The organism is Actinocorallia herbida (assembly GCF_003751225.1).
GTDB classification, from domain to species: Bacteria; Actinomycetota; Actinomycetes; order Streptosporangiales; family Streptosporangiaceae; genus Actinocorallia; species Actinocorallia herbida.
On record NZ_RJKE01000001.1, the window covers coordinates 3,789,947 to 3,812,777 of the forward strand.

Sequence of the window (22,831 nt, forward strand, 5' to 3'; positions counted from 1 at the left end):
CCTCGCGCCGGACGGCGGCGCGGGAAGGGGGCGGAGGCCCGGTCCGCCCCCTTCGGTCCGGGTCAGACGGGGCGGCGGGTGGCCAGGTCCCAGCCGTTCGCGCGCATGACCTTCTCGCTCTGCTCCGGCGTGTAGTCGAAGTTCTCCAGGTCCTTGATGTAGGAGGCGGGGTCGGCCAGGCCCTCGACGTGCGGCCAGTCCGAGCCCATGAGGATGCGCTCGTCGCCGACCAGTTGAAGCAGGCTGCGCAGTTCGTCCTCGTAGAAGGGGGAGACCCACACGTGCCGCTTGAAGGTCTCGCGGGGGTCCTCGGGGAACAGGTGGGGAACCTGGCCGTAGGACTTCGAGAGCTTCTCGAACAGGTGGAAGACCCAGGCGGAGCCGATCTCGATCGTGGCGACCCGCAGGTTGGGGAAGCGGACGAAGAGGCCGAGCGCGAGGTGGCTGGCGATGGTGTCCTGCATGGGGTCGGTGGAGATGAGGCCGCGGAAGGCGTTGGCGCGGAACGCCTCGGTGAAGCTCGACTCGCCCCACTCCTGGAGGAACTTCGTGTAGTGGGTCTCGCCGCCGTGGTAGAGCACGGTGATGCCCGAGTCGTTGGCGAGCCGCCAGAAGGCGTCGAAGACCGGGTCGGCGGGCGCCTTCATGCCGGCCTCGGTCTGGACGGGGCCGGGGATCATCACGATGAAGCGGGCGTCGCGCTCCAGGGCCCACTCCAGTTCGCGGACGGCGTTGGCAGGGTCGGCGAGGGTGATGTACGGGGCGGAGAAGATCCGGTTCCGGTAGGCGAAGCCCCAGTCTTCGTCGAGCCACCGGTTGAACGCGCGGAAGGCCGCGGCGAGGGCCGGGATGTCGTGGGCGAGGGCGACCTCCATCCCGACGCCGAGCGTGGGCAGCATGATGCAGGCGTCCATGCCCTGCTGGTCCATCACGGCCAGGCGGGCGTCGCGGTCGCGGTACTCGGGCCGGATCGGCTCGAGTTCGCCCATGAGCGCGCCGATGTCGGCGGACTTGGGGTTGCGGCCGCGGAAGTACTCGTCCATGACTCCGGGCGCGGCGACCGGGTCGAAGGTCGGCTTCGGGATGAACTTGTTGACCTTCTCGGCCACCAGGAGCCGGGTCCTGCCGTTCATCTCGACCCACTGCATCGTCCGCTTGCGGTACTCCGGCTCGATGTGCCGGGTGAAGGCGTCGGTCGCCTCGTAGTAGTGGTTGTCGCAGTCGAAGAACCTGAACGGGAGTTCGTGCGCCATCGGGTCGCCCTCCTCGGGGAACGGGGTGGACCTGCCGCGCCACAGCGCGGCGGCGGTCACCGGAAGCTGGGCACAAATTAGAACACCATTTCTGTTATGGCAAGCGCCAGCTGGCGCGGGGCAGGCCTCACCAGGGCGAGGAGGGCAGCTCAGGGTGCATTTTGTAAAGATGTGGCGAGAACCGCGTTCACACTGCGCGGCGGGAAAGCGCGTTGGACGCGGCCGCGCCGGCGGCGTCAGAGGTCGCGCAGGACCAGGCGCGTGACCTCGGTCAGGTTGCGCTGGGTCTCGGTGAGGGTGGCGCGGCCGGTCGTCCAGGAGATCAGGCCCATGCCGAGGGTGGAGCCGATGGCGGTCTGGGCGGGCGCCGCGATCTCCTCGGGCACGCCCTCCATGAGGGCTCGCATGACCCGCTGGTTCTCCTCGCCGAGCTCGGCGAGGGTCTCGCTCACGTAGGGGTCGCTGGACGCCTCGACCAGCACCGCGAGGCGCGCGAAGTTCGGATTGCGCTGGAAGGCGCGCATCTCGCGCTGCACGAAGCCGAGGACCCTCTCGCAGACGGTGTCCCCTGCCTTCTTCCCGCCGCGGGCGGCCGTCTCGGCCATGACGCGCTCGGTCAGCTGCCGGTGCCAGTTCGCCCAGGCGGCGGCCAGAAGGTGCTCCTTGGAGGCGAAGTACCGGTAGGCGGTGCCGAGGGCGACGCCCGAGCGTTCGGCGACCTCCCGCATCTGGAGGTTCTCCGGCCCGGTCTCGGACACGATCTCGATGACCGCCTCGGTGAGCTTGCGGCGCCGTTCGAGCTGGCTGGCGGTCATCGTCGTCACCGGCGCGCGGAAGAAGTCTTGGCTCACGGCGCCAGTGTAGAGCAACGGCGTTTCAGGGCTCCGGGGCGTTCGGCGGGCCTTCGGTCCTCTGCCGGTGGGACTTTGGTCTTGACAAGATTAGAACAACGTTTCAAAATCTCGTTTCACATCGCTGAGAGGAGCCGTCATGGCGTTCCCCGAGGGCACCCCCGTCATCGACACGATGATCGCCTTCCCCGAGGCGGGTTCGGCCCGTTACGACTTCATCCGCAGGCAGACGAAGGACCTCGCCTCCAGGGAGGAGATGGAGTTCCCGGCGGAGTACATGTTCAAGGAGGTCCCCAAGGACCTGCCGACCGACGACCCCATCGCCGTCACGCTGCGCGGGATGGACGAGCACGGCATCACGCAGGGCCTGATCGGCGTCGACGACGAGGTCTCCCGGGCGGCCCTCAAGCGGTACCCGGACCGGTTCATCGCCTCGGGCAACATCGATCCCAACACCGGTATGGACGGCATCCGCAAGATGGTCCGCGAGTACGAGGAGTTCGGCACCCGGGCCGTCGGCGTCTTCCCGGCGGGGGCCTTCCCCCAGGTCCCGATCAACGACAAGAAGATGTACCCGTTCTATGCCAAGTGCGTGGAGCTGGACATCCCGATCTTCGTGTGCGCGGGTGTCCCCGGCCCGCGGCTGCGGATGGATCCGCAGCGGGTCGAGCTGATCGACGAGGTCATGTTCGACTTCCCCGAGCTGGTGATGGTGACCCGGCACGGGTGCGAGCCGTGGACGGACCTCGCGGTGAAGCTGATGCTGAAGTGGCCGGGCCTGCACTACTCCACGAGTGCGTTCTCGCCGAAGTACTACCCGAAGGACATCATCGACTTCGCGAACACCCGCGGCGCCGACAAGATCATCTACGCGGGCTACTACCCGATGGGCCTTTCGCTGGAGAGGATCTTCGAGGCGATGCCGCACGTGCCGTTCCGCGACCACGTCTGGCCCAAGTTCCTGCACGAGAACGCCCGCCGCGTCCTCAAACTCGACAAGTAGGGGCGGACATGACCCTGGGACTCACCGAAGAGCAGACCGGGCTGGCCGAGGCCGTCGCCGGATTCGCCGCCCGCCACGCCCCCCGCGCCGACACCCGCGCGGCGCTCGACCGGCTCGCCGAGGGCGAACTCCCCGGCAGCTGGGACGCCCTCGCCGCACAGGGCTTCCTCGCGGTACACCTGCCGGAGGAGTGCGACGGAGGCGGCGGCACGGGCGTCGATCTCGCCGTGGTCGTCGAGGAGATGGCCAGGGGCCTGTACCCCGGGCAGTTCCTGGCCACCGTGCTCACCAGCGCCGTGCTGACCTGGGCCGTCGACGGGCCCGCGCCGGAGGCCGCGCTGAAGCGGTTCGCGGCCGGCGCCCGGGGGACGTTCTCGCCGGCTACCGACGCGCTCATCGCCCGCGAGACCGCCGACGGCTACACCGTCACCGGGACGACGGGCCACCTGCTCTCGCCCGCGCACGCCGACCTGATCCTCCTCGGCGCCCGCGCCGAGCGGGGCGCCGTGTGGTTCCTCGTCGACGCGTCGGCGCTTGCGCCCGGCGACATCGCGGCGGCCGCCGGGGTGGACCCGACCCGCGACGTCGGCCGCCTCACCCTCAAGGAGTACCGGGTCTCCGGGGACCAGGTGGTCGCCCTCGACGAGGCCCGTGCCGCCGACGTCGTGGCGGCCCTCTGCGCCGCGGACGCCGTCGGGCACGTCCGCTGGTGCCTGGAGACCGGCCTCGCCTATGTGAAGACGCGCGAGCAGTTCGGCCGCCCCGTCGGGTCCTTCCAGGCGATCAAGCACAAGTGCGCCCGCATGTTCGTCGAGCGGGAGATGCTCGCCGCATCGGCCTGGGACGCGGCGCGCGCCCTCGGCGGCCCCGCCGGCCAGCTCGCCCTCGCCGCCGCGGGGGCGGCGGTGACCTGCGTGCCCGCCGCGCGCCGGCTGGCCCTGGAGACGATCACGCTGCTCGGCGGCATCGGCTACACCTGGGAGCACGACGCGCACTTCGCCTGGCGGCGCGGTATCGCGCTCGCCGCGCTCATCGGCGCGAACGCCGTCTGGGAGCGCAGGCTCGGCGCGGCGGCGCTCGTCGGCGAGCGCGACTTCACCCTGGAGCTGCCCGAGGAGGACCCCGCGTTCCGTGCCGAGATCGCCGCGGTGATCGGCGAGGCGGCGGGGCTCCCGCTGGTCGAGGGCCGCGCCCTCCTCGCCCGGACGGGACTCGTCGCGCCGCACTTCCCGGCACCCTACGGACGGGCCGCGACCCCGGTCGAGCAGCTCGTCATCGCCCAGGAGTACGAGGCCGCGGGGCTGGCGCAGCCGTCGATGGTGATCGGCGAGTGGGCGCTGCCGACGGTCATCGCGCACGGCACGACCGAGCAGGTCGAGACCCTGGTGCCGCCGACCTTGCGCGGCGAACTCGTGTGGTGCCAGCTGTTCAGCGAGCCCGGCGCGGGCTCCGACCTGGCGTCCCTGACGACCCGCGCGGTCAAGGTGGACGGCGGCTGGCGGCTGGCCGGCCAGAAGGTCTGGACGTCCAGCGCGCATGAGGCCGACTGGGGGATCTGCCTCGCCCGCACCGACCCGGACGCGCCCAAGCACAAGGGCCTGTCGTACTTCCTGGTGGACATGCGCGCCGACGGCGTCGACATCCGTCCGCTGCGGGAGGCCAACGGCGGCCACCTGTTCAACGAGGTGTTCCTGAACGACGTGTTCGTGCCCGACGACCGGCTCGTCGGCGCGCCGGGACAGGGCTGGACCCTCGCCCGCACGACCCTCGGCAACGAACGGGTCAGCATGGGCGGGATGAGCGAGACCTCGCTCGACCTGCGGGCCCTGGCCCGCGCGGCCGGAGCGCCCGCCGACGACGCGGTGCTGCGCGACTTCGGCGGCCTCACCGCGGCGTCCCAGGCGATCGCGGCGATGGGCCTCCGCGCGACCCTGCGCAGGGTGTCCGGGCTCAAGCCCGGCGCGGAGGCCAGCCTGATCAAGGTCGCCGCCGGGTGGCAGACCGCGCGGATCGGCGACACGGCGCTGGAGTGGGCCGGTGACGCCGCTTTGCGCGACGGGTCCGCCGACGACGTCGTGCACGCCTACCTGTCCGTCCCGCCGCAGCTCATCGGCGGCGGCACCGTGGAGATCCAGCTCAACGTCATCGCCGAACGCATCCTCGGACTGCCCCGCGGCTGAGGCCGTCCTCTCCCCGGGACGCCGCCTGCCGTCCCGGGCCCGGCGCCCCGTGCGCCTCCACCGGGCGCTCGCCCGGCTTCTCCCCCACCCCGGAGGATCGCGTGACCATGCACCATCCCCACGACCGCGCCACCGAGGCCCCCGCCACCCTCACCTGGCCGGGCGACCGGCTGCTCCCCGACCAGGTCCGCGCCGCGCTGTGCGGGCCGGGCGCCCCCTTCGAGCGCGCGACCGAGGACGTCCTAGGCGTCCCCACCGAGGTCTTCGTCCGGCGCGCCCCGCACCTGCCCGCCCTCCTCGCCCACGCCCGTGACACGACACCGGACCTCCCCTACCTGGTGTTCGAAGGGGTGGAGCCGATCACCTTCGGCCGGGCGTACGAACTCGTCGCGGTCTACGCAAGGGTCCTCGCGGGCCACGGCGTCGGCAAGGGCGACCGCGTCGCGGTCGCTGCGCCCAACACCCTGGAACACGTCCTCGCCTACTGGGCGACGGTCTCGCTCGGCGCCGTCCTGGTGGGGCTCAACGGCTGGTGGACCGGGCGGGAGATGGACTTCGGGCTCGCGCTCACCGAACCCGTCCTCCTGCTCGGGCACGGCGAGCCGGGCCTGCGCGCCGAGGCCACGCCCTGGATGCGCGCCTCCGGTACGGCCGCGCTGCTCCTGAAGGACCTCCACGGGGAGGCGCTCGCGGTCCCCTCCGGCGCCGCCCTGCCCGAGCCGGGCATCGCCGAGGACGACCCGGCCGCGATCATGTTCACCAGCGGCACGACCGGGCTGCCCAAGGGCGCGACCATCTCGCACCGCAACTTCGTCTTCTTCAGCCAGCACGGCGCGCTCGGCGGCGCGGCCACCGCGCTGCTCGACGGAGCGCGGTACCGGCAGGTCCCGCCGGACGTCCAGCGCGCGTCGCTCGTCGTGAGCCCGCTGTTCCACGTCTCGGGCGCCGGCATCACGCTGACGTCCGCCCCGGCGTCGGGACTCAAGCTCGTCTTCCCCGGCGCAGGCCGCTGGGACGCCGAGCGGACCCTGCGGCTCACCCACGAGCACGGCGTCACCCAGTGGAGCGGAGTCCCCACTCACTACTGGCGCATTCTCGCGCACCCCGACTTCGCCTCCTTCCGCACCGGCCAGGTCACGATGGCGGGCAGCGGGGGAGCGGTCTTCCCGCCGGAGCTGATGCGGCACATCCAGGAGACGATGCCGGGCGTGCAGCTCGGCAACGGCTACGGCATGACCGAGACGCTCGGCTCCGGCACCCTTCTCACCGGGCTGATGCTGGAGCGGCACCCGGGCTCGGTGGGCGCGGCGGTGCCGACCGTCCGGGTGCAGATCCGCGCCGAGGACGGCACACCGCTGCCGGAGGGCGAGGTCGGGGAGATCCACATCAAGGGTCCGGGCGTCTTCCTCGGATACTGGCGCGACCCGGAGGCGACCGCGGACGTCCTGGACGGCGAACGCTGGTACCGCACCGGCGACTACGGCAGGCTCGACGGCGACCTGCTGTACCTGGAGAGCCGCATCCGCGACCTCATCCTGCGCGGCGGCGAGAACATCTACCCCATCGAGATCGAGTACCGCCTCGTGGAGCACCCGGACATCCGGGAGGCCGCCGTCATCGGCGTCCCCGACAAGGTGCTCGGCCAGGAGGTGAAGGCCTTCGTCGTTCTCGAGGAGGGCCGTACCCTCACCGCCGACGGGGTCCGCGCCTTCGCCAGGGAGACCCTCGCCCCCTTCAAGGTGCCCGCCCACGTCGAGTTCCGTGACGCCCTTCCGTACACCGAGACCGGCAAGGTGCTCAAACGCGTCCTCGAAGAGGAGCACGCCGCGGCCGGCTGAACACCCCTCGCAGGAGCTTCGACCGGGCCGAGCCGCACAGGGGCCGCCGCCGCCTCGAACGCCGGGGCGGGGGCGGCCCGCCCAGGCAGCGGCGGTTCGTTCCGGCGGAAGGTGACCCGACGACCATTCGGCTGTGGCATTCGGGGAAACCTGCATACGATGCGCTGCGTAGGTGGCGTAGGGAAGGGGGGAATTGTGGTGACTGCTCAGCCGCCCGAGATCGACGGTGAAGGCCCTTGGGAGGTCTCCTGGGCCTGGAGCACCGGGTACAACGGGGTCGACCGGTTCGAGACCGTCGAACGAACCGTCAGGTTCGTCGACGCGATCTTCCGCAAGGTCCCCACCCACGACGGATCCGACCTGACGCATTTCAGCGTCCGCAACACGCTGACCGGCGAGTCCCTCGCCCAGGCCACGCAGCGGGAGGCCCGGGTCTCCCGGGTGGTGCCCAAGCTGACCAGCAGCCTCATGAACGCCTGCCGCACGTGCGACGGCCTGGGCGTCATCGAGAACATCAAGTCGGGCCAGCTCAAGGCGTGCACCCGCTGCCACAGCACCGGCCGCGAGACCGGCGGCCCGGCCGTCAAGCCGATCGACGCGGGGTCCTGCGGCACCTGCGGCGGCAGCGGCGAGATCCTGATCATCCAGACCGGCGACAAGCGGACGTGCAGCCGCTGCGACGGCACCGGCCAGGAGTGACCCGCGCCGGACGACGCCCGCGGTCGGTCAGGTCATGACGCGTTTGGTCTCCGGCGGGAGGTCGGGGACGTTCGGGAAGGGGCGCGGGTAGGGGCCGCCGAGGGCGAAGCGGAGCGCGAGGAGGTCGGCGAAGGCCGCGGCGATGCGCAGCTCGCCGCGCGGGTTGGGGTGGGTGCCGTCCCAGGTGTGCGCGGAGGCGACGAACTCGGTGGCGGTCGGCGCGATCGCCACGGGCGACCCGGGCGTGGACAGGTCGTCGGCGAGCAGGACCAGCCGACGGTTGAACTCCGACACGCGGGCGTTGAAGACCACGTCGTCGCGGGCCCTTTGGGTGTCGAGCACCGTGCCGAGCACCAGCCGCAGCCCGGGAGCGCCCCGCCGCGCCGCCGCGACGAAGGACCTGACGTTCGCCTCGTTCTCCTCGGCCGGCAGCCCGTGCCAGAACAGGTCGTTGATGCCGAGCAGCACCAGCAGCAGATCCGGCCGGTGCACCCGGACCTTGGACTCGATCTCGTCCTTCTCGGCGAGGAACGGCCGCCCCCACTGCGCGTCATGGTCGGGGTCGAAGTCCGGGTCGGCGTAGGCGCCGTCCCCGTCACCGGGCGCGGCCGTCGTGATGGCGTCGAGATCGTCCCGCGGCCCGACCAGATCGAGCTCCACCCCGTGCACCCTCAGGTGCTTCCACAGCCGATAGCGCCAGGTCCAGTCCCCACTGCTCCCGTGACTGATCGAGTCCCCGACGATCATGATCCTGATCATGGACCACCTCCATTCGCCACCCAAAGTAAACGGATGGTTCCACCCCGCGACATGCCCGAAGAGGTGAGTCCGCCCGAACCCGCAGGAGAGGTACGGGATCAGCAGGTCCCGCACCCTGTCGTGGCCGGGCGCGTAGACGTGGCCGCCCGGCCTGTGCTTTTTGCGCCGCGTCTTTTCCATCGGAGGGTGGAGGCGCGGCTCGGCGCCGCATATAAGGGAAGGAGCGCACGGGGGTGGTGCTTTGGTCACGCCGATGGGCGAGGTCGATGAAAGGGTCCTGGCCATGGCGGCCAGGTTGTTCGGGCGGTTGGGATACGACGCGACGACACTGGAGATGGTCCGGGGCGCGGCGGGCGCCGGCGCGGAGGATTCGGTGCTGTTGAAGTCGGGGAAGGACGAGCTTTACCTTGCGGTGCTGCGAGGCCTGTACGAGATGGAGTCGGAAAGCCTGGAGGCGGCCTATCGGGAGGGCGACGGCGGCATCGCGGGGCTGCACGGTCTCGTCGACGCCTTCTTCGACTTCGTGATCGACCATCCGGAGTTCGCCGCCATGTGGTGGCAGCGCGGGCTCAAGGACGCCTCCGACCTCCCTCCCCTCGAACAGGACTACCCGCCGCCCTTGCTCACCTACCTGGCCGAACGCCCCTGGCCGGGGCTCCCCGGCACCCTGGACCGCCACTTCCTCAGCTGGATCATCGTCTGGACCGTCAGCGGCTTCATCCACAGCGGCTACCCGGACGAGACGGGCCGCCGCCGCCACGCCGACCACCGCCCCACCGTCGCCCTGGTCCGGGCGCGGCTGCACGATCTGGTCACCCGCGCCGTCTGACCCTCCGCGCGGCGGCCTCCCGCGCGTCCCTCACTTCGGGGGCTCGGTGCCGGCCTGTTCGCTCACCATGTAGGCGGCGTACCAGTCCGGCCAGTTCGCGTCCTCCTCACCCGTGCGGGCCTCGTGCTCGCCGTGCGCGGCGGCGGCGCGGCGCAGCGCGCTCGCCAGGTCGTCCGTGGAGGAGAACGCGGTGACGGAGGGGTCGAGCCGGCCGGGGCGCCGGGCGGTGACCTCCTGGAGGATCCAGCCGTTGCCATCGGGGTCCTCGAAGGACAGGAACGAGCCGTAGCTGCCGCGGTCCGGGGCGGGTCCGGGGACGCGGGCGTCGGTGCCCGCGTGGTGGAAGACCCCTCCGGCGTCGTGGAAGACCTCGCTCGGGTCGGCGCCCTTCGCGCGCAGCTCGGTGCGGGCCGCCGCGATGTCGTCGACGATCAGTTGCAGGCCCCGGGCCGAGCCCGGCGCCTGGTCGGTGACCGACGTGCCGAAGATGACCGACGCCGGAGACCCGGGCGGGGTCACCTGCACGACCCGGAAGTCCGGCCCCGCCTCGAAATCGGCGTCCAGGCGCCACCCCAGTCCCGTGTAGAAGTCCTTGGCCCGTCCCACGTCCGAGACCGGTACGACGACGACTTCGAGCTTCATGTCCATGACCCGTGCCTCCACGTTCGCCCCCGACGCCGACCCGCCCCCACCCCCGAGGAGGAAGGGACCGAAAAGTCGGCATTACCCCCGACCTGTACCCCTCGGACGTCCCATATCCACCCCGGACCTCAGAAAGTCAATCGCCCCGGTCGGGGAATCACCGGGTCAGGTTCGGTGCGGTTCGGGGGCGCCGCTCGGGATCGCGTTGAGGAGGTCCTCCCACTCCGGGTACATCGCCAGCTTCTTCCGGTGCAGGGCGACGATCTCGTCGTCGAGGTCCGGGTCGGCGTCGTCGGCGAACCGGGTGTGGGTGAGGCGGGCCAGGTACGGCAGGATCTCGGGGTCGCCCGCCAGGTGGACCGGGTCGTGCATGTAGCGCTCCAGCGCGGCGAGATCCGGGATCGCGACGCAGTATCCGTGGGTGAGGCCGTCGGCCGGGAGGCCCAGTTCCGGCCCGACGAACGCGAAGGACGTCGACTCCACGGCCGAGGTCCGCCGCATCGCGGCGAGGACCGCCTCCCTCCGCGCCGGGGTGGTGTCCGCCTTGAAGCTGAAACGCTGCGTGATCACGATCATTCGGCTCTCCTTCATCGGGTGTGCCTGTGACCGTAGGGCCCAGAGACGGGACGACCAATGCCACGGAATCTTGATTTCATAAGCGATCGTCTTCCGCTAGCCTCGCCGCGTGGACGTGCTGAGCGATGTCATCACCGTCATGCGCACCGGCGCGCCCTCCTCGGCCCGGGTGGAGAGGCACGCGCCGTGGGGCGAGCGGTTCCGCCACGGGCCGGGCACCGCCGGATTCGAGATCGTGCTGGCCGGATCGTGCTGGCTGATCCCGCGGGAGGGCGACCCGATTGCGCTGGGCCCCGGCGACGCGCTGCTGCTGCCCCACGGCGGCGAGTACGGCATGGCGGACGCCCCCACGGCGTTCGCCGATCTCCCGCTCGTCGGCGAAGGGGAGAGCGTCCCGGAACGTCCGGCCGCGACGCGGTCGCCGAGCGCCGTCCTGCTGTGCGGTTCCTACGAGCTCGCCGCCGACCGCGGCCACCCCCTGCTGGACGACCTGCCCGGCATCGTGCGGCTCCCGGCCCGTCCGGGGCACCGATCCTGCCTGCACGCCGCGGTCGACCTGCTCGGCGCGGAACTGCGCGACCCCGGCCCGGGCTCCGACGCGGTCGTGCCGTCACTGCTGGACACGCTGCTCGTCTACATCCTGCGCACCTGGCTGGCAGAGCAGCCCGTCTGCCGGGAGACCAGCGGCTGGGCCGCCGCGCTGGCCGACCCCGCGGTCGGCGCCGCCCTCAACGCCGTCCACGCCGACCCGGCACACCCGTGGACCGTCGCGGAGATGGCGACCCGGGCAGGCCTTTCACGCGCCGCCTTCGCCCGCCGCTTCACCGCCCTGGCCGGCCGCCCGCCCTTGGCCTACCTGACCTGGTGGCGCCTGACCACGGCCGCCCGGCTGCTCCGCGAGTCCGACGCCCCCCTCGCCGCCATCGCCGCACACGTCGGCTACACCTCCGAATACGCCTTCGCCAACGCCTTCAAACGCACCTTCACCACCGCCCCCGGCCGCTACCGCCGCGCCACGATCGACGGGACGAGAAGGGACTCCAGCGCGGTCAGGTGACCGGAGCGGGAGGCGGTGCGCGCGGTGGGGAAGGAGGAAGGCGGCGGGGCCGGCGACGGCCGCGCGGTCGTAGGACCGCCAGCGCGGCCGGGTCGAGTCGAGTGACTGCGACCGGCTTGCTCACGGCGGCCGACCCGACTGAACGGCGGCGCGGGCGGCCACCGGGAAGCATGCCGGATCCGTCCGAGCGGGTCGAGGCGCGCGGGGTGGTCCTGACCCGCGGCCGTCAGGGCGGTCATGCCCGCTGACCAGGTGTTTCGGACCGGTGAGGGCGGACGGCGCGGACAGCGCGGCCGGACGGATTTCTGGTTCCGGGGTGACGGGGCGGCTTATCGTCGGGCGGTACCCCGGACGTGTGGAGGAATCTCTGTGAGAGCCGCATCCTCGCCGCTTGTCGAAGCGCTCAACTCCCTGGAGGCGCTGCGGGCGCCGCTCGTCGCGGGGACTCCGCCGCCCGTCGAGCGGACGGCGGCGGTGCTGCGGATGGCACAGATCCTGAAACCTGCGGTGGAGGCGCACCGGGAGGCGCCCGATCCGGACAAGTACGCGGAGTTCCTTGCCGCGTTCGTCGAGAGCTGTCCGGTCACGTCGGCCGCGCTCGCCGGTGTGGATCTGGCACAGGCGGACGCGGACGGGGTGGGGAGAGACTGGCTGTCGGTGCTGGCCGCCTACTTGAAGGCCGTCGTCGCCGATTGGCCCGCGATCGAGGGGAAGGCGCCCGCGGGCACGCGGCGGCGGATCCTCGCCGGGATCCGCCGGGCCTGCGTCGTCCCGGTGTCCGGGCCGGGCGGCAAGGCGCGGCACCGCGTCCTCACCTCCGCCGACGTGCGGCAGAACGAGCCGGTCACGGTGCTGCGGCGGCGCGCGGTGCACCGGCTGCTCGGCGGGCGGTCAGGCACTCCGTTCGAGCTGTACACCTACACGCAGAAGCCCTACGCTCTGCCGTCGCCGCTGCCGAGCGAGCGATCCGCCCTGGACGCCCTGGACCGGCTCGGCTTCGGCTGCGACCCGTCCTTCCTGCCCGCCTCCGAACGGGTCAGCGTGCTCGTCGCGATGACCGTGTTCGCCGGCTCGATCAACTCCGCGGACGACCGCGCGGAGCTCGTGCGGCGGCACCTCGTCCGGCCGGTCGAGGTGATCGTGCCGGGCGGCCGGGTCCGCTACGAGATCACCGTGGAGCCCGGCGACCGTCCGCTGATGCGGGCGGACCGGCTGGGCGAGACCGGGATCCGGCCACCGGCCTGGGTGACGCCCGGCTCGGGTGTCGCGGCGGCGAAGCAGGGACTCGTCACGGCGCTCGGCCTTTCCGGGATGCCCGAGAAGGGCGGCCTGCCGTGGACCGAGGACCACGTCGGGTTCGTCGCGTCCGCGCTGGTCCGGCTGCCGGTGGCGGACCGGGCGGCGCTGCGCGGCGTCGCGCTCGTCCGGCACGCCGAGCGGCCCTCCACCGCGCCCGGTTCGGTGCACGCGGCGTGCCTGCACGTCACCGAGCACGACATCGACACAGGGTTCCCCGCCCTCCCGCCGCCCCCGCACATCCACTGCTCGAACGCCGTCTTCACCGACGTCGACCTGACCTGCGCCGGGGCTCCTGGAGATCCCGCGCACGTCGGGGAGTTCACGGTCGCGCACGAGGCGGGGCACGCGGTCTCCCTCTGCTTCGACGCCGAGAATCGGGCCTCGATCGCCCGCCTGACCGTGGGTCTGCGCGGGTACCAGGACGCCCTGGCCCCGGTGCTGCCGTACGTCCGGCAGACCACGGCGAGGGCCGAGGCCTACAACGCCTTGGACGCGCTCCTCGGCCCGTTCGCCCAGGCGTACGGCCCCGCCATGACCGCCGACCGCGCCCTCGAGGAGGGAGACAGAACCGGGTACGCCGCCGCGGTGCAGGCCTACGGCGGCTTCTACCAGAACGAGGCGAAGTGCGCCGCGGTGCTCAAGGCGGCCCAGGACGCGGACGCCCTCCTCGACGCGCCCCAGCGGATCTTCGAGAAGTACACCAAGGTCTTCGTCCGGCGGCACCGGCTCCTGCACGACCTGCTGTCGTCCGGAACCGCCGCGGCACTCGTCCGTTTCGCGACCTACGCGGACCGGATCGGCCTGCCTCGCCTGACCCATTACGCTGGAACCAACGTCCAGGAGTGGTTCGCCGAGGTCTACGCGCTCTTCTGCACCGACCGCGAACGCCTCTGGGAACTCGACTGGCGCCTCTGCCGCTGGCTGGAGGACGGCCGCCCGAAGATCGCCGACTACGACCCGGCCGCTCCCTGAGCCCCTCCCGCTCCCGCGAGAGCGGTTCCCGGAAGCAGGCCACGGGCTTCCGGGACACGCCACGTCGGCACGGTGATCCGCGCCCCTCGACGTTCACCCGCGCCGGCCGGTGTTGAGGCGCGCGGCCTGACGGGTGAGGTGGTCGCGTTCGGGGAGGTTGGGGGCGGCTCGGGCGGCGAGGACGTAGAGGCGCGCGGCGGTGGCCGGGTCGCCGGCGCGTTCATGGAGGTACGCGGAGGCCGCGGTGTGCCGGGGGAGGGATGGGTCCAGGTCCGCGAGAGCGGCCAGACCGGCCTGGGGACCGTCGGCCTCGCCCACCGCCACGGCGCGGTTGAGCCGCGCGACCGGGCTCCCGGTGAGGCCGACGAGTTCGTCGTACCACTCGACGATCTGGGGCCAGTCGGTCTCCTCGGGCCGCTGCGCGTCGGCGTGGAGGGCGGCGATGGCGGCCTGGGCCTGGAACTCGCCCAGCCGGTCGCGGGCGAGGGCGGCCTGCAGGATGCCGATGCCCTCGGCGATCATGCGGGTGTCCCAGAGGCCGCGGTCCTGCTCGGCGAGGGGCACGAGCCTGCCGTCGGGGGCGGTCCGCGCGGGGCGGCGGGCGTGGTGCAGCAGCATGAGCGCGAGGAGGCCCGCGACCTCCGGGTGGTCGGTCATCGCGGCGAGCTGACGGGTGAGGCGGATCGCCTCGGCGGACAGGTCGACGTCGCCGGAGTAGCCCTCGTTGAAGACCAGATAGAGCACGCGCAACACCGTGCCGACGTCACCGGTCCGTGTTGATGGGCGCGGTGTCGGGCTCTTTGGGAGCCCGGCTTCGCCGGGGAGCCCGTCACCGGTCCGTGTTGATGGGCGCGGTGTCGGGCTCTTTGGGAGCCCGGCTTCGCCGGAGAGGGTCCGTTTGGCGCGGCTGATGCGCTGGGCCATGGTCGCCTCCGGCACGAGGTAGGCGCGCGCGATCTGGCGCGTGGTCAGGCCGCCGACCGCGCGCAGGGTGAGCGCGACGGCCGAGGCCGGAGTCAGCGACGGGTGCGCGCACAGGAAGTACAGCCGGAGCGTGTCGTCCGCGGTCTCGGCAGGTCCGGGCGCGGGCTCGGACTCGACGCGTTCCTCGCGGTGCCGTCGTGCGGCGTCCGCGCGGGCGGCGTCGAGGAACTTGCGCCAGCCCACCGTGACGAGCCAGCCCTGGGGATCGCGCGGCGGGTCGTCCGGCCACACCCGGACCGCCTCGACCAGGGCGTCCTGGACGGCGTCCTCCGCCGCCGCGAAGTCGGCGCCGCGGCGGCAGAGGATCCCGATCACGATGGGGGTGAGGGCCCTCAGCAGGGCCTCGTCCACCATGCGTCAGTCCGTGACGGCCGGGGGAGCGGTCAGGAACGGGCGCACCTCGAGCCATTCGTGGATCGGCTTCCCGCCCGCGCCCGGCGCCGCGGACAGCTCACCGGCGAGCTCCAGCGCCCTCGCGTAGTCGTCGACGTCGATCACCATCCAGCCCGCGATCAGGTCCTTGGTCTCGGCGAACGGGCCGTCGGTGACCGGCGGCCGCCCCTCCCCGTCGTAGCGGACGAACGTGCCCTCCGGGGAGAGCGCCTGGGCGTCGACGAACTCGCCGGTGCCCTCGAGCCGGGCCGCGAAGTCGTGCATGAACCGGATGTGGTCGGCGACCTCCTCGGGCGTCCACCGGTCCATCGGCACGCAGTTGGTCGGCTCCGGCGCCCCGCGGTAGTGCTTCAGCAGCAGGTACTTGGCCATCGTGTTCTCCTTCGTGAGGCGCGGCCCCTTCCGGCCGCCTTCCACACCGGGGACGGAGCCGCGCGCGGGTTCTCGACATCCCATCGCGCTTTTTTCCGGAGGACTTCGCCGACACTCCGGATCTCCTCCGTCGCCGGGGCGATCGCGCCTCCGGCCACCGGACGGGCTCGGCTCCGCGATCGCGACACTATGCCCTATCGGGCATAGCGGGAGCGCTATAAGCATTATTCGGGGCAATTCTACGGTGGCACGATTCACAAAACGCGGGCGGCGGTCGCGCCGCGACAAGTTTCCGGAGGCCCCCCATGACCGACACTCGCTCCGACCGGCCGACACCCCAGGCAGGTGACGGCCTGCGGGCCGTGATCGAGGACCACGCACTCCAGCCTGTGCCCGACGACCAGCGGGTGAGCGGCTGGAGCCTCGTCTTCAACACCACGGGGGTCGGCACCACCCTCGTCATCCTGGCCATCGGCGGCGGCGTCACCTATGTCGCGGGCACCCGATGGGGACTCGCGATGGGCCTGGTGGCCGCCGTCTTCGGCTCGCTGCTCGGCTGGGCGATCGGCCGGGTCTGCCAGGTCGCGGGCACGTCCTCGACCGTGACCAGCCGGTTCTACGGGCTCGGCGCGCGCGGCTCGTTCCTCGCTTCGCTGATCTTCGCGTTCATGGTCCTCGGCTTCCTGGCCCTGGAGAACGCGCTCCTCTACTACGGCACGCTGTTCATGTTCGGGTGGGCCCCCACGACGACGAACGCCGTCGTCATCTACGGGCTGCTTACCTTGGCCTGGGTCCTGCTGACGACCTTCGGCCTCAAACTCGTCCAGCGGACCTCCGCGGTGCTCACCGTCGTGTCCATCGTGCTGGTGATCGTCGTGACCGGGATGGCGCTGGCGAAGTCGGACCTCTCGATCTCCGACATCTGGCTCTACACGCCGGAGAACCTCGGCTCGGGTGACGTCCTCACCGGGCTGAGCGCCATCGCGGGCATCGCCGGGGCGCTCTCCCTCACCGGGGCGGACTTCGGCCGCTACGCGCGCGGCTCCCGGGACGTCGGCATCATGGCGATCGGCGGCTCGATCGTCGTCAACTTCTTCGTCGTGGCGATCGGCACGATCATCTTCCAGGCCGGGAACTCCGTCGTGGCGACCTTCCTCGAGGACCCCGCGAACGCCGGCGCCGCGGGCACCATCCCCGGCGCGAGCACCGCCGAGAAGATCGCCTTCATGACCACGAGCGACGCGGGCGCCTACTTCATCGTGCTCGGCGGGGCCATCGGCTTCATCGTCATGTACGCCGCGCAGGCCAAGGCCCAGGTCATCAACACCTACTCCGGCTCGCTCGCGCTCTCGAACTTCTTCGACGCGACCACCGGCCGGGCCATCGGGCGCTTCTGGTGGGTGGTGATCGGCAACGTCATCGGCCTGCTCGCCGTCTGGGGCGACATCCTCGGCTTCATCAACGGCTGGCTGGGCGCGCTCGGCATCCTGACCACCTCGCTGTGCACGCTGGTGATCGTCGACTTCTTCGTCGTCCGCAAGCAGGTCGCCGCGAGCACGGAGCGGGTCGAGAACTTCAACTGGGCGGGCATCGTCACGCTCCTCGCCGCCTCCGGGATCGCCTACGCCCTGGTGGAGGCCGACGTCACCGGCCTCGGCTTCGCCGTGGCCCTGGTGCTGACCGCTATCGGCTACCCCCTGCTGCGGCGCGTGCTTCCCGAGGGGTCGTTCGGTGGCTTCGCCTCCACCGCGACGGCACTGCACGAGGAGGAATAGCACCTTCCCCCTGAGATAACCCATAATCAGACACACATGAAAGGCAGCACGATGACCCGACCGCTCTTCCAGGACACCGGCTTCAAGCTCGGCCTTTTCGCCGCCAACTGCTCCAGCGGGATGGCGATCACGAAGGCGCCGAGCCGGTGGTCGGGCAGCTGGCAGGACAACCTGCGCATGGCCAAGGTCGCCGACGAGGTGGGCATCGACTTCCTCCTCCCGATCGCCAGGTTCATCGGCTACAAGGGCGCGACGAACTTCCACGAGTCGGTCCTGGAGCCGATCCCGTGGGCGGCCGGGCTTCTGTCGGCGACCGAGCGGATCTCGGTGATCTCCACCGTGCACTCGGCCTTCAACCACCCGCTGGTGACGGCCAAGCAGATGGTGACGCTGGACCACATCAGCGACGGCCGGGCAGGGCTGAACATCGTGGCCGGGTGGAACAAGCCGGAGTACGACGCGATGGGCTCCGACCTGCCGACCGGGCACGACGACCGGTACGAGCAGGCCCAGGAGTGGTACGACATCATCAAGAAGACGTGGACCACCGAGGGCTCCTGGGACCACGAGGGCCGCTTCTACCACCTCAAGGGCGCCGAAGGCATGCCCAAGCCCGTCGACGGCCTGCTGCCGATCATCAACGCCGGATCCTCGCCGCAGGGCCGGGGGTTCGCCGCCCGCAACGCCGACTTCGGATTCACCATCGTCGACGGCCCCGAGGACGCGGCGCGGATCACCACGGACATGCACGAACTCGCCCGTAAGGATTACGGCCGCGACCTCGGCGTCATCACGATCAGCCACGTCGTCGTGCGCGAGACCCAGAAGGAGGCCCGTGAGTTCTACGCGTGGTACGGAGACGAGAACGCCGACTGGGACGCGGTGGACAACCTGATGTACCTCATGGGCGCGCACTCCCAGTCGTTCACGCCGGAGATGCTCCAGATGTACCGCAAGCGGTTCGCGGGCGGCCACGGCTCGGTCCCGCTCATCGGCACGCCCGACCAGATCGCCCTGCAGATCAAGGGCCTCGCCGACGCGGGCCTCGCCGGGATCACCATGGCGTTCTTCGACTACGCCGACGAACTCCCCTACTTCGCCAAGACGGTCCTGCCGCGGCTGGCGGAGATGGGGATCCGCAGGCCGGTGGCCGAGGCGGCCTCGTGAGGGTGGCTCCGCAGCTGTTCCGCGAGGTCGCCGGGCACTTCGCGACGGGCGTGTGCGTGGTGACCGCCGAAGACCCGGACACCGGGCCGCACGGGATGACCCTGAACTCCCTGACGACCGTGTCGGCGGATCCGGCGACGTTGCTGATCTGCCTGAACCGGGCGAGCACCACCCACGAGGTGGTCGCCCGTGCCGGTCGCTTCGGCGTCAACATCCTCGCGGCAGGCCAGCAGGACGTCGCCGCGCTCTTCGCGACCCGCGACGACGACAAGTTCCGCGACCTCGACTGGACCCGCTCGCCCTCCGGCACCCCCCTGCTCACCGGCGGCGTCGCCCACCTCGAATGCGCGGTCCTGCACCGCCACGACGTGCACTCCCACACCGTCGTGATCGGCGAGGTGATCACCGCCGCCGCCGCGGGCGGCCCCCCGCTGGTGTTCCACCGCAGCCGGATGTCCGCCCCGTTCCCCGGTTAGTTCGAAGATCGCGGCCACGGCGCGCGGCGGGTCACTCCGCCTCGCGCCGTTGCCGTCTCTGGCCCGGCCGGGAGGCGTCCGCGATCTCCTTCTCCAGGGCACGGGCCGCGGTGATGAGCTTGCGGATGAAGAGCTGGACGCTGGCGGGCTGCTCCGGGTCGTACCCATGGGCCCGGTGAAGGGATCCTGGAGAGCCCGGCTTCGCCGGGGAGCCCGTCACCGGGCCGGCGAGCGTGGTGATGCCGATGGCCCGGGGAACGGTGTCCAGGTCGGTGTCGAGGACCGTCAGGCCCGGGGTGTTGCGGCCGATGAGGACGGGGAGGGGCGCGATGGCGTCGGTGGCGCGGAGGATGGCCTGGACGGTGAGGATGGTGGAGCACTCGATGACGTCCGAAGGCAGCGGGAGGTCTTCGGCGCGGAAGAGGTCGTCGATCTCGGCGCGCAGGAGGCTCGGCGCGTTCGGCAGGATCCACGGGTAGGCGAGCAGGTTCTTCAGGCCGCGTTCCTGCGCGTCGACGGCGGGGTGGCCCTGCCGGACGACGAGGCGGACCGGCTCGTCGTACAGGCGCAGCCGGCGCAGCGGCTCGGCGGCCGGATCGGTGCGGGGCTGCAACCGGCCGACGAGCAGATCGACGTCGCTGCGGCCCAGCAGGGCCGTCAGCTCCTCGTTGCCCGCCTCGATCACGGTGACCGCGACGGTGGGGTGCTCCCGCTTGAGCTCGATGAGCGCGTTGGGGATGAGCGCGTAGGCCCCGGCGAGGTTGGTGCCCACCCGGACGGGTTCTAGCCCTACCCGCTGGAGTTCGCTGATCCGGACGCCCGCGGTCCTGATGTTGCCCAGCACGCGGTGGGCGTGCGCGATGAGGATCTCCCCGGCCGGGGTGGGCCGGACGCCGCGCGGGCCGCGGGTGAACAGCTCGACGCCCAGCGCCGCCTCGACCTCGCGCAGGCTCCGGGTGACCACCGGCTGGGTGACGTGCAGGACCTGGGCCGTGCGCAGCAGCGTGCCCTCGCGGGCGATCGTGGTGACCAGGGTGAGATGGCGGAGCTTGAGCCGCCCGTCGAGGAGCCGTTCCGGATCCATCCGCCCTCCCGCGCGCTTCACCTGAATACCCTGGCGTCTGACTATGTCCTGGGAAGCATATCCAGACTCGGATAGGCATTATTCACCGCGCTTGATCACGGCCACGATGAACCCATGACCAGCCCATACACCGCCGCGACCGCCCCCGGGATTCTCGGCGCGCTCGGCGCCGCGCTGCTGGACGGCTCCGTCGAGGTCGTCGACCTCACGGCGCCGCTGAGCGCCGCCACCCCGGTGCTGCCGCTGCCGCCGGGCATGGCCCCGATCCCGCCGTTCGCCCTGGAGGAACTCGCCAGGTACGACGCGGCGGGCGGCGACATCTCCTACCAGAACGGCCTGCACACCGGCGAGCACGTCGGGACCCACTTCGACGCCCCCTGCCACTGGATCACCGGGATCGACCACGGCGACGTCGCCTCGGTCCCCGTCGACCGGCTCGTCGCGCCCGCGGTCGTCATCGACGTCACCGCGCGGGTCGCCGAAGACCCGGACTTCGTTCTGCAGGTCGCCGACCTCCGCGCCTGGGAGCGCGAGCACGGGGGGCTCCCGCGCGGCTGGCTGCTCGTCCGGAGCGGCTGGTCGAGCCGCGGCGACGACCAGGCGGCGTTCCTCAACGCGGACGAGACCGGCCCGCACACGCCGGGCATGTCCGCCGAGTGCGCGCGCTGGATCGCCGAGGAGACCCCGGTGCTCGGCGTGGGCGTGGAGACCATCGGCATCGACGCGGGCCTGGCGTTCGCCTTCGAGCCGCCGTTCCCGGCCCACCACCACCTCCTGGGCGCCGCCAAGTACGGCCTCACCCAGCTGCGCAACCTCGACCGGCTGCCCGTGACCGGCGCGGTGCTGGTAGGCGCGCCGTTGAAGATCGTGCACGGCTCCGGCAGCCCGGTCCGCGCGCTCGCGCTGGTCGCCCGCGGCTGACACCGTCCCACCCCCTGCTCCGCCCCTTTAGTGAGGAACCTCCTGAGATGCTTGTTCACGAAGCCATCGGTGACCACCTGGTGGACCTCGGTGTCCGCGCCGTCTTCGGCGTCGTCGGCAGCGGCAACTTCCACTTCACCCAGGCCATGGTGGAGCGCGGCGCCCGGTTCGTCGCCGCCCGGCACGAGGGCGGCGCGGCGACCATGGCCGACGCCTACGCGCGGATGTCCGACGAGGTCGCCGTCCTGTCCCTGCACCAGGGCTGCGGCTACACGAACGCGATGACCGGGATCACCGAGGCCGCAAAGAGCCGGACCCCGCTGCTCGTGCTGACCGCCGAGGCGACCGCGCCCACCTCGAACTTCTTCATCGACCAGGCCGCCATGGCCGTGGCCGTCGGCGCGGTCACCCTGCGGGTGCGGACCCCGCGGACCGCGCTGGAGGACATCGCCCGCGCCTACTCGATCTGCCGCGACCAGCGCAGGACCGTGGTCGTGAACGTGCCCATCGACGTGCAGGACATGGCGCTCGACTGCCTCAAGCCCCGGACCTTCCCGGCACCGGGGAACCCTGCCCCCGCGCCTCAGGCGCTCGCCGACTTCGTGCTCGCCCTCCAGCAGGCGAGCCGTCCGGTCTTCGTGGTCGGCCGCGGCGGCCGCACCGACGGCGCCCGCGCCGCGATCGGGGCGCTGGCCGACCAGGTCGGGGCCCTCGTCGCGACGTCCGCGGTCTCGCGCGGGATGTTCAACGACCACCCGTGGAGCATCGACGTGTCCGGCGGCTTCTCCTCGCCGTTGACCGCCGAACTCGTCTCCGGCGCCGACCTGGTCGTCGGCTTCGGCTGCGCCCTGAACATGTGGACCATGCGGCACGGCAGGCTGATCGCCGACGACGCCACGGTGATCCAGGTCGACACCGACCCGGCCGCGCTCGGCCGCGTCCGCGAGATCGACCTCGGCGTCCTGGGCGGCGCCACCGAGACCGCGGCCGCCGCGCTGGGCGCGCTGCGCGACCTCGACGACACCGCGCGGTCCGGCTACCGCTCGCCGGAGCTGCGGCGACGCATCGCCGAGGGCCTGCGCTGGACCCAGGTGGCCTACACCGACGCCTCGACCGGCGACCGCATCGACCCGCGGACGCTCAGCTCCGCGCTCAACGACCTGCTGCCCGCCGAACGGGTCGTCTCGGTCGACTCGGGCAACTTCCTCGGCTACGCCTCGATGTACCTCGACGTGCCCGACGAATACGGCTTCTGCTTCACCCAGGCCTTCCAGTCCGTCGGCCTCGGCCTGGCCACGGCGGTCGGCGCGGCGCTCGCGCAGCCCGGACGGCTCCCGGTGGCCGCGTGCGGCGACGGCGGGTTCCTGATGGGCATCTCCGAACTGGAGACCGTCGTCCGGCTGGGGCTGCCGATGCTCGTCATCGTCTACAACGACGCGCAGTACGGGGCCGAGGTGCACCACTTCGGCGCGGCCGCGCCCGGCATGGCCAATGTGCGCTTCCCCGACTCCGACCTCGCCGCGATCGCACGCGGATACGGGTGCGACGCGCTGTCGGTCAGATCGCTCGCGGACCTCGCGCCCGTCAAGGACTGGCTGTCGGCCGGGCCGAAGCGGCCGCTGGTCATCGACGCGAAGATCGTCTCGGACGAGGGGGCCTGGTGGCTCCAGGAAGCCTTCGGGCACTGAACCGCGAGACACC

20 protein-coding genes are annotated in these 22,831 nt (G+C 71.8%); 12 read left to right on the top strand and 8 right to left on the bottom strand.

All coding sequences use genetic code 11. The annotated features are described in order from the left end of the window. Positions 1 to 62: 62 nt before the first annotated feature. Positions 63 to 1,313 carry an amidohydrolase family protein gene (locus tag EDD29_RS17620; RefSeq protein WP_211359766.1) on the bottom strand — a complete coding sequence of 417 codons (1,251 nt, stop codon included), beginning with the start codon at positions 1,311 to 1,313 and terminating at the stop codon, positions 63 to 65. A 176-nt stretch (positions 1,314 to 1,489) separates the two neighbouring features. Beyond that, entirely contained in the window at positions 1,490 to 2,104 is a 615-nt protein-coding gene (locus tag EDD29_RS17625; RefSeq protein WP_211359767.1) for a TetR family transcriptional regulator, read from the bottom strand. A gap of 139 nt (positions 2,105 to 2,243) precedes the next feature. Between EDD29_RS17625 and EDD29_RS17630 the strand changes: the two genes are divergently transcribed. The 4 genes from EDD29_RS17630 to EDD29_RS17645 all read left to right on the top strand — a co-directional run bounded on the left by EDD29_RS17630 (position 2,244) and on the right by EDD29_RS17645 (position 7,824). After that, positions 2,244 to 3,107, top strand: coding sequence for an amidohydrolase family protein (locus EDD29_RS17630; RefSeq protein WP_123665453.1), 864 nt, complete (start codon positions 2,244 to 2,246; stop codon positions 3,105 to 3,107). Between the two features lie 8 nt (positions 3,108 to 3,115). Then, positions 3,116 to 5,287 carry an acyl-CoA dehydrogenase family protein gene (locus EDD29_RS17635; RefSeq protein ID WP_123665454.1) on the top strand — a complete coding sequence of 724 codons (2,172 nt, stop codon included), beginning with the start codon at positions 3,116 to 3,118 and terminating at the stop codon, positions 5,285 to 5,287. 107 nt (positions 5,288 to 5,394) lie between these two features. Next, positions 5,395 to 7,125, top strand: coding sequence for a class I adenylate-forming enzyme family protein (locus tag EDD29_RS17640; RefSeq protein WP_123670541.1), 1,731 nt, complete (start codon positions 5,395 to 5,397; stop codon positions 7,123 to 7,125). A 198-nt stretch (positions 7,126 to 7,323) separates the two neighbouring features. Further along, positions 7,324 to 7,824 (top strand): hypothetical protein, encoded by a 501-nt coding sequence (locus tag EDD29_RS17645; protein WP_123665455.1) that lies wholly within the window; start codon positions 7,324 to 7,326, stop codon positions 7,822 to 7,824. A gap of 27 nt (positions 7,825 to 7,851) precedes the next feature. On the opposite strand, the gene EDD29_RS17650 is transcribed toward EDD29_RS17645, so the two are convergent. Then, complete coding sequence (locus EDD29_RS17650) at positions 7,852 to 8,583, bottom strand: GDSL-type esterase/lipase family protein (protein WP_170201449.1); 732 nt, start codon at positions 8,581 to 8,583, stop codon at positions 7,852 to 7,854. A 253-nt stretch (positions 8,584 to 8,836) separates the two neighbouring features. On the opposite strand from EDD29_RS17650, the gene EDD29_RS17655 reads away from it, so the two are divergent. After that, positions 8,837 to 9,412 (top strand): TetR/AcrR family transcriptional regulator, encoded by a 576-nt coding sequence (locus EDD29_RS17655; RefSeq protein ID WP_170201450.1) that lies wholly within the window; start codon positions 8,837 to 8,839, stop codon positions 9,410 to 9,412. A gap of 30 nt (positions 9,413 to 9,442) precedes the next feature. Here EDD29_RS17655 and EDD29_RS17660 read toward each other — a convergent pair whose 3' ends face one another. Both EDD29_RS17660 and EDD29_RS17665 read right to left on the bottom strand, forming a co-directional pair. After that, positions 9,443 to 10,060 (bottom strand): VOC family protein, encoded by a 618-nt coding sequence (locus EDD29_RS17660; RefSeq protein WP_123665458.1) that lies wholly within the window; start codon positions 10,058 to 10,060, stop codon positions 9,443 to 9,445. 159 nt (positions 10,061 to 10,219) lie between these two features. Then, positions 10,220 to 10,630 carry a Dabb family protein gene (locus EDD29_RS17665; RefSeq protein WP_123665459.1) on the bottom strand — a complete coding sequence of 137 codons (411 nt, stop codon included), beginning with the start codon at positions 10,628 to 10,630 and terminating at the stop codon, positions 10,220 to 10,222. A gap of 109 nt (positions 10,631 to 10,739) precedes the next feature. On the opposite strand from EDD29_RS17665, the gene EDD29_RS17670 reads away from it, so the two are divergent. Together EDD29_RS17670 and EDD29_RS17675 are read left to right on the top strand one after the other, a co-directional pair. Next, positions 10,740 to 11,687 carry an AraC family transcriptional regulator gene (locus EDD29_RS17670; RefSeq protein WP_123665460.1) on the top strand — a complete coding sequence of 316 codons (948 nt, stop codon included), beginning with the start codon at positions 10,740 to 10,742 and terminating at the stop codon, positions 11,685 to 11,687. Between the two features lie 369 nt (positions 11,688 to 12,056). Next, complete coding sequence (locus tag EDD29_RS17675) at positions 12,057 to 13,958, top strand: hypothetical protein (RefSeq protein ID WP_123665461.1); 1,902 nt, start codon at positions 12,057 to 12,059, stop codon at positions 13,956 to 13,958. A gap of 93 nt (positions 13,959 to 14,051) precedes the next feature. Here the strand turns inward: EDD29_RS17675 and EDD29_RS17680 are convergent, their stop codons facing one another. Together EDD29_RS17680 and EDD29_RS17685 are read right to left on the bottom strand one after the other, a co-directional pair. Beyond that, positions 14,052 to 15,293: an RNA polymerase sigma factor gene (locus tag EDD29_RS17680; protein ID WP_211360296.1), complete on the bottom strand. Its 1,242-nt coding sequence runs from the start codon at positions 15,291 to 15,293 to the stop codon at positions 14,052 to 14,054. 6 nt (positions 15,294 to 15,299) lie between these two features. Beyond that, the gene (locus EDD29_RS17685; protein ID WP_123665463.1) at positions 15,300 to 15,707 is read right to left on the bottom strand and encodes a YciI family protein; all 408 of its coding nucleotides are present in this window, start codon (positions 15,705 to 15,707) and stop codon (positions 15,300 to 15,302) included. Between the two features lie 305 nt (positions 15,708 to 16,012). Here EDD29_RS17685 and EDD29_RS17690 point away from each other — a divergent pair, with 305 nt between their 5' ends. The 3 genes from EDD29_RS17690 to EDD29_RS17700 are packed head-to-tail and all read left to right on the top strand — an operon-like array spanning position 16,013 to position 19,125. Beyond that, positions 16,013 to 17,482, top strand: coding sequence for a purine-cytosine permease family protein (locus tag EDD29_RS17690; RefSeq protein WP_123665464.1), 1,470 nt, complete (start codon positions 16,013 to 16,015; stop codon positions 17,480 to 17,482). 51 nt (positions 17,483 to 17,533) lie between these two features. Continuing rightward, positions 17,534 to 18,649, top strand: a complete 1,116-nt coding sequence (locus EDD29_RS17695) for an LLM class flavin-dependent oxidoreductase (protein ID WP_123665465.1) — start codon at positions 17,534 to 17,536, stop codon at positions 18,647 to 18,649. After that, complete coding sequence (locus EDD29_RS17700) at positions 18,646 to 19,125, top strand: flavin reductase family protein (protein WP_123665466.1); 480 nt, start codon at positions 18,646 to 18,648, stop codon at positions 19,123 to 19,125. Before EDD29_RS17695 ends, EDD29_RS17700 begins: the two co-directional genes overlap by 4 nt. Positions 19,126 to 19,156: 31 nt before the next feature. Here EDD29_RS17700 and EDD29_RS17705 read toward each other — a convergent pair whose 3' ends face one another. Next, complete coding sequence (locus EDD29_RS17705) at positions 19,157 to 20,209, bottom strand: LysR substrate-binding domain-containing protein (RefSeq protein WP_123665467.1); 1,053 nt, start codon at positions 20,207 to 20,209, stop codon at positions 19,157 to 19,159. A 114-nt stretch (positions 20,210 to 20,323) separates the two neighbouring features. Between EDD29_RS17705 and EDD29_RS17710 the strand changes: the two genes are divergently transcribed. Continuing rightward, a complete protein-coding gene (locus tag EDD29_RS17710) occupies positions 20,324 to 21,130 on the top strand; it encodes a cyclase family protein (RefSeq protein ID WP_123665468.1) in 807 nt (268 codons plus the stop codon). 47 nt (positions 21,131 to 21,177) lie between these two features. Continuing rightward, the gene (locus EDD29_RS17715; RefSeq protein WP_123665469.1) at positions 21,178 to 22,818 is read left to right on the top strand and encodes a thiamine pyrophosphate-binding protein; all 1,641 of its coding nucleotides are present in this window, start codon (positions 21,178 to 21,180) and stop codon (positions 22,816 to 22,818) included. Positions 22,819 to 22,831: the final 13 nt, after the last annotated feature.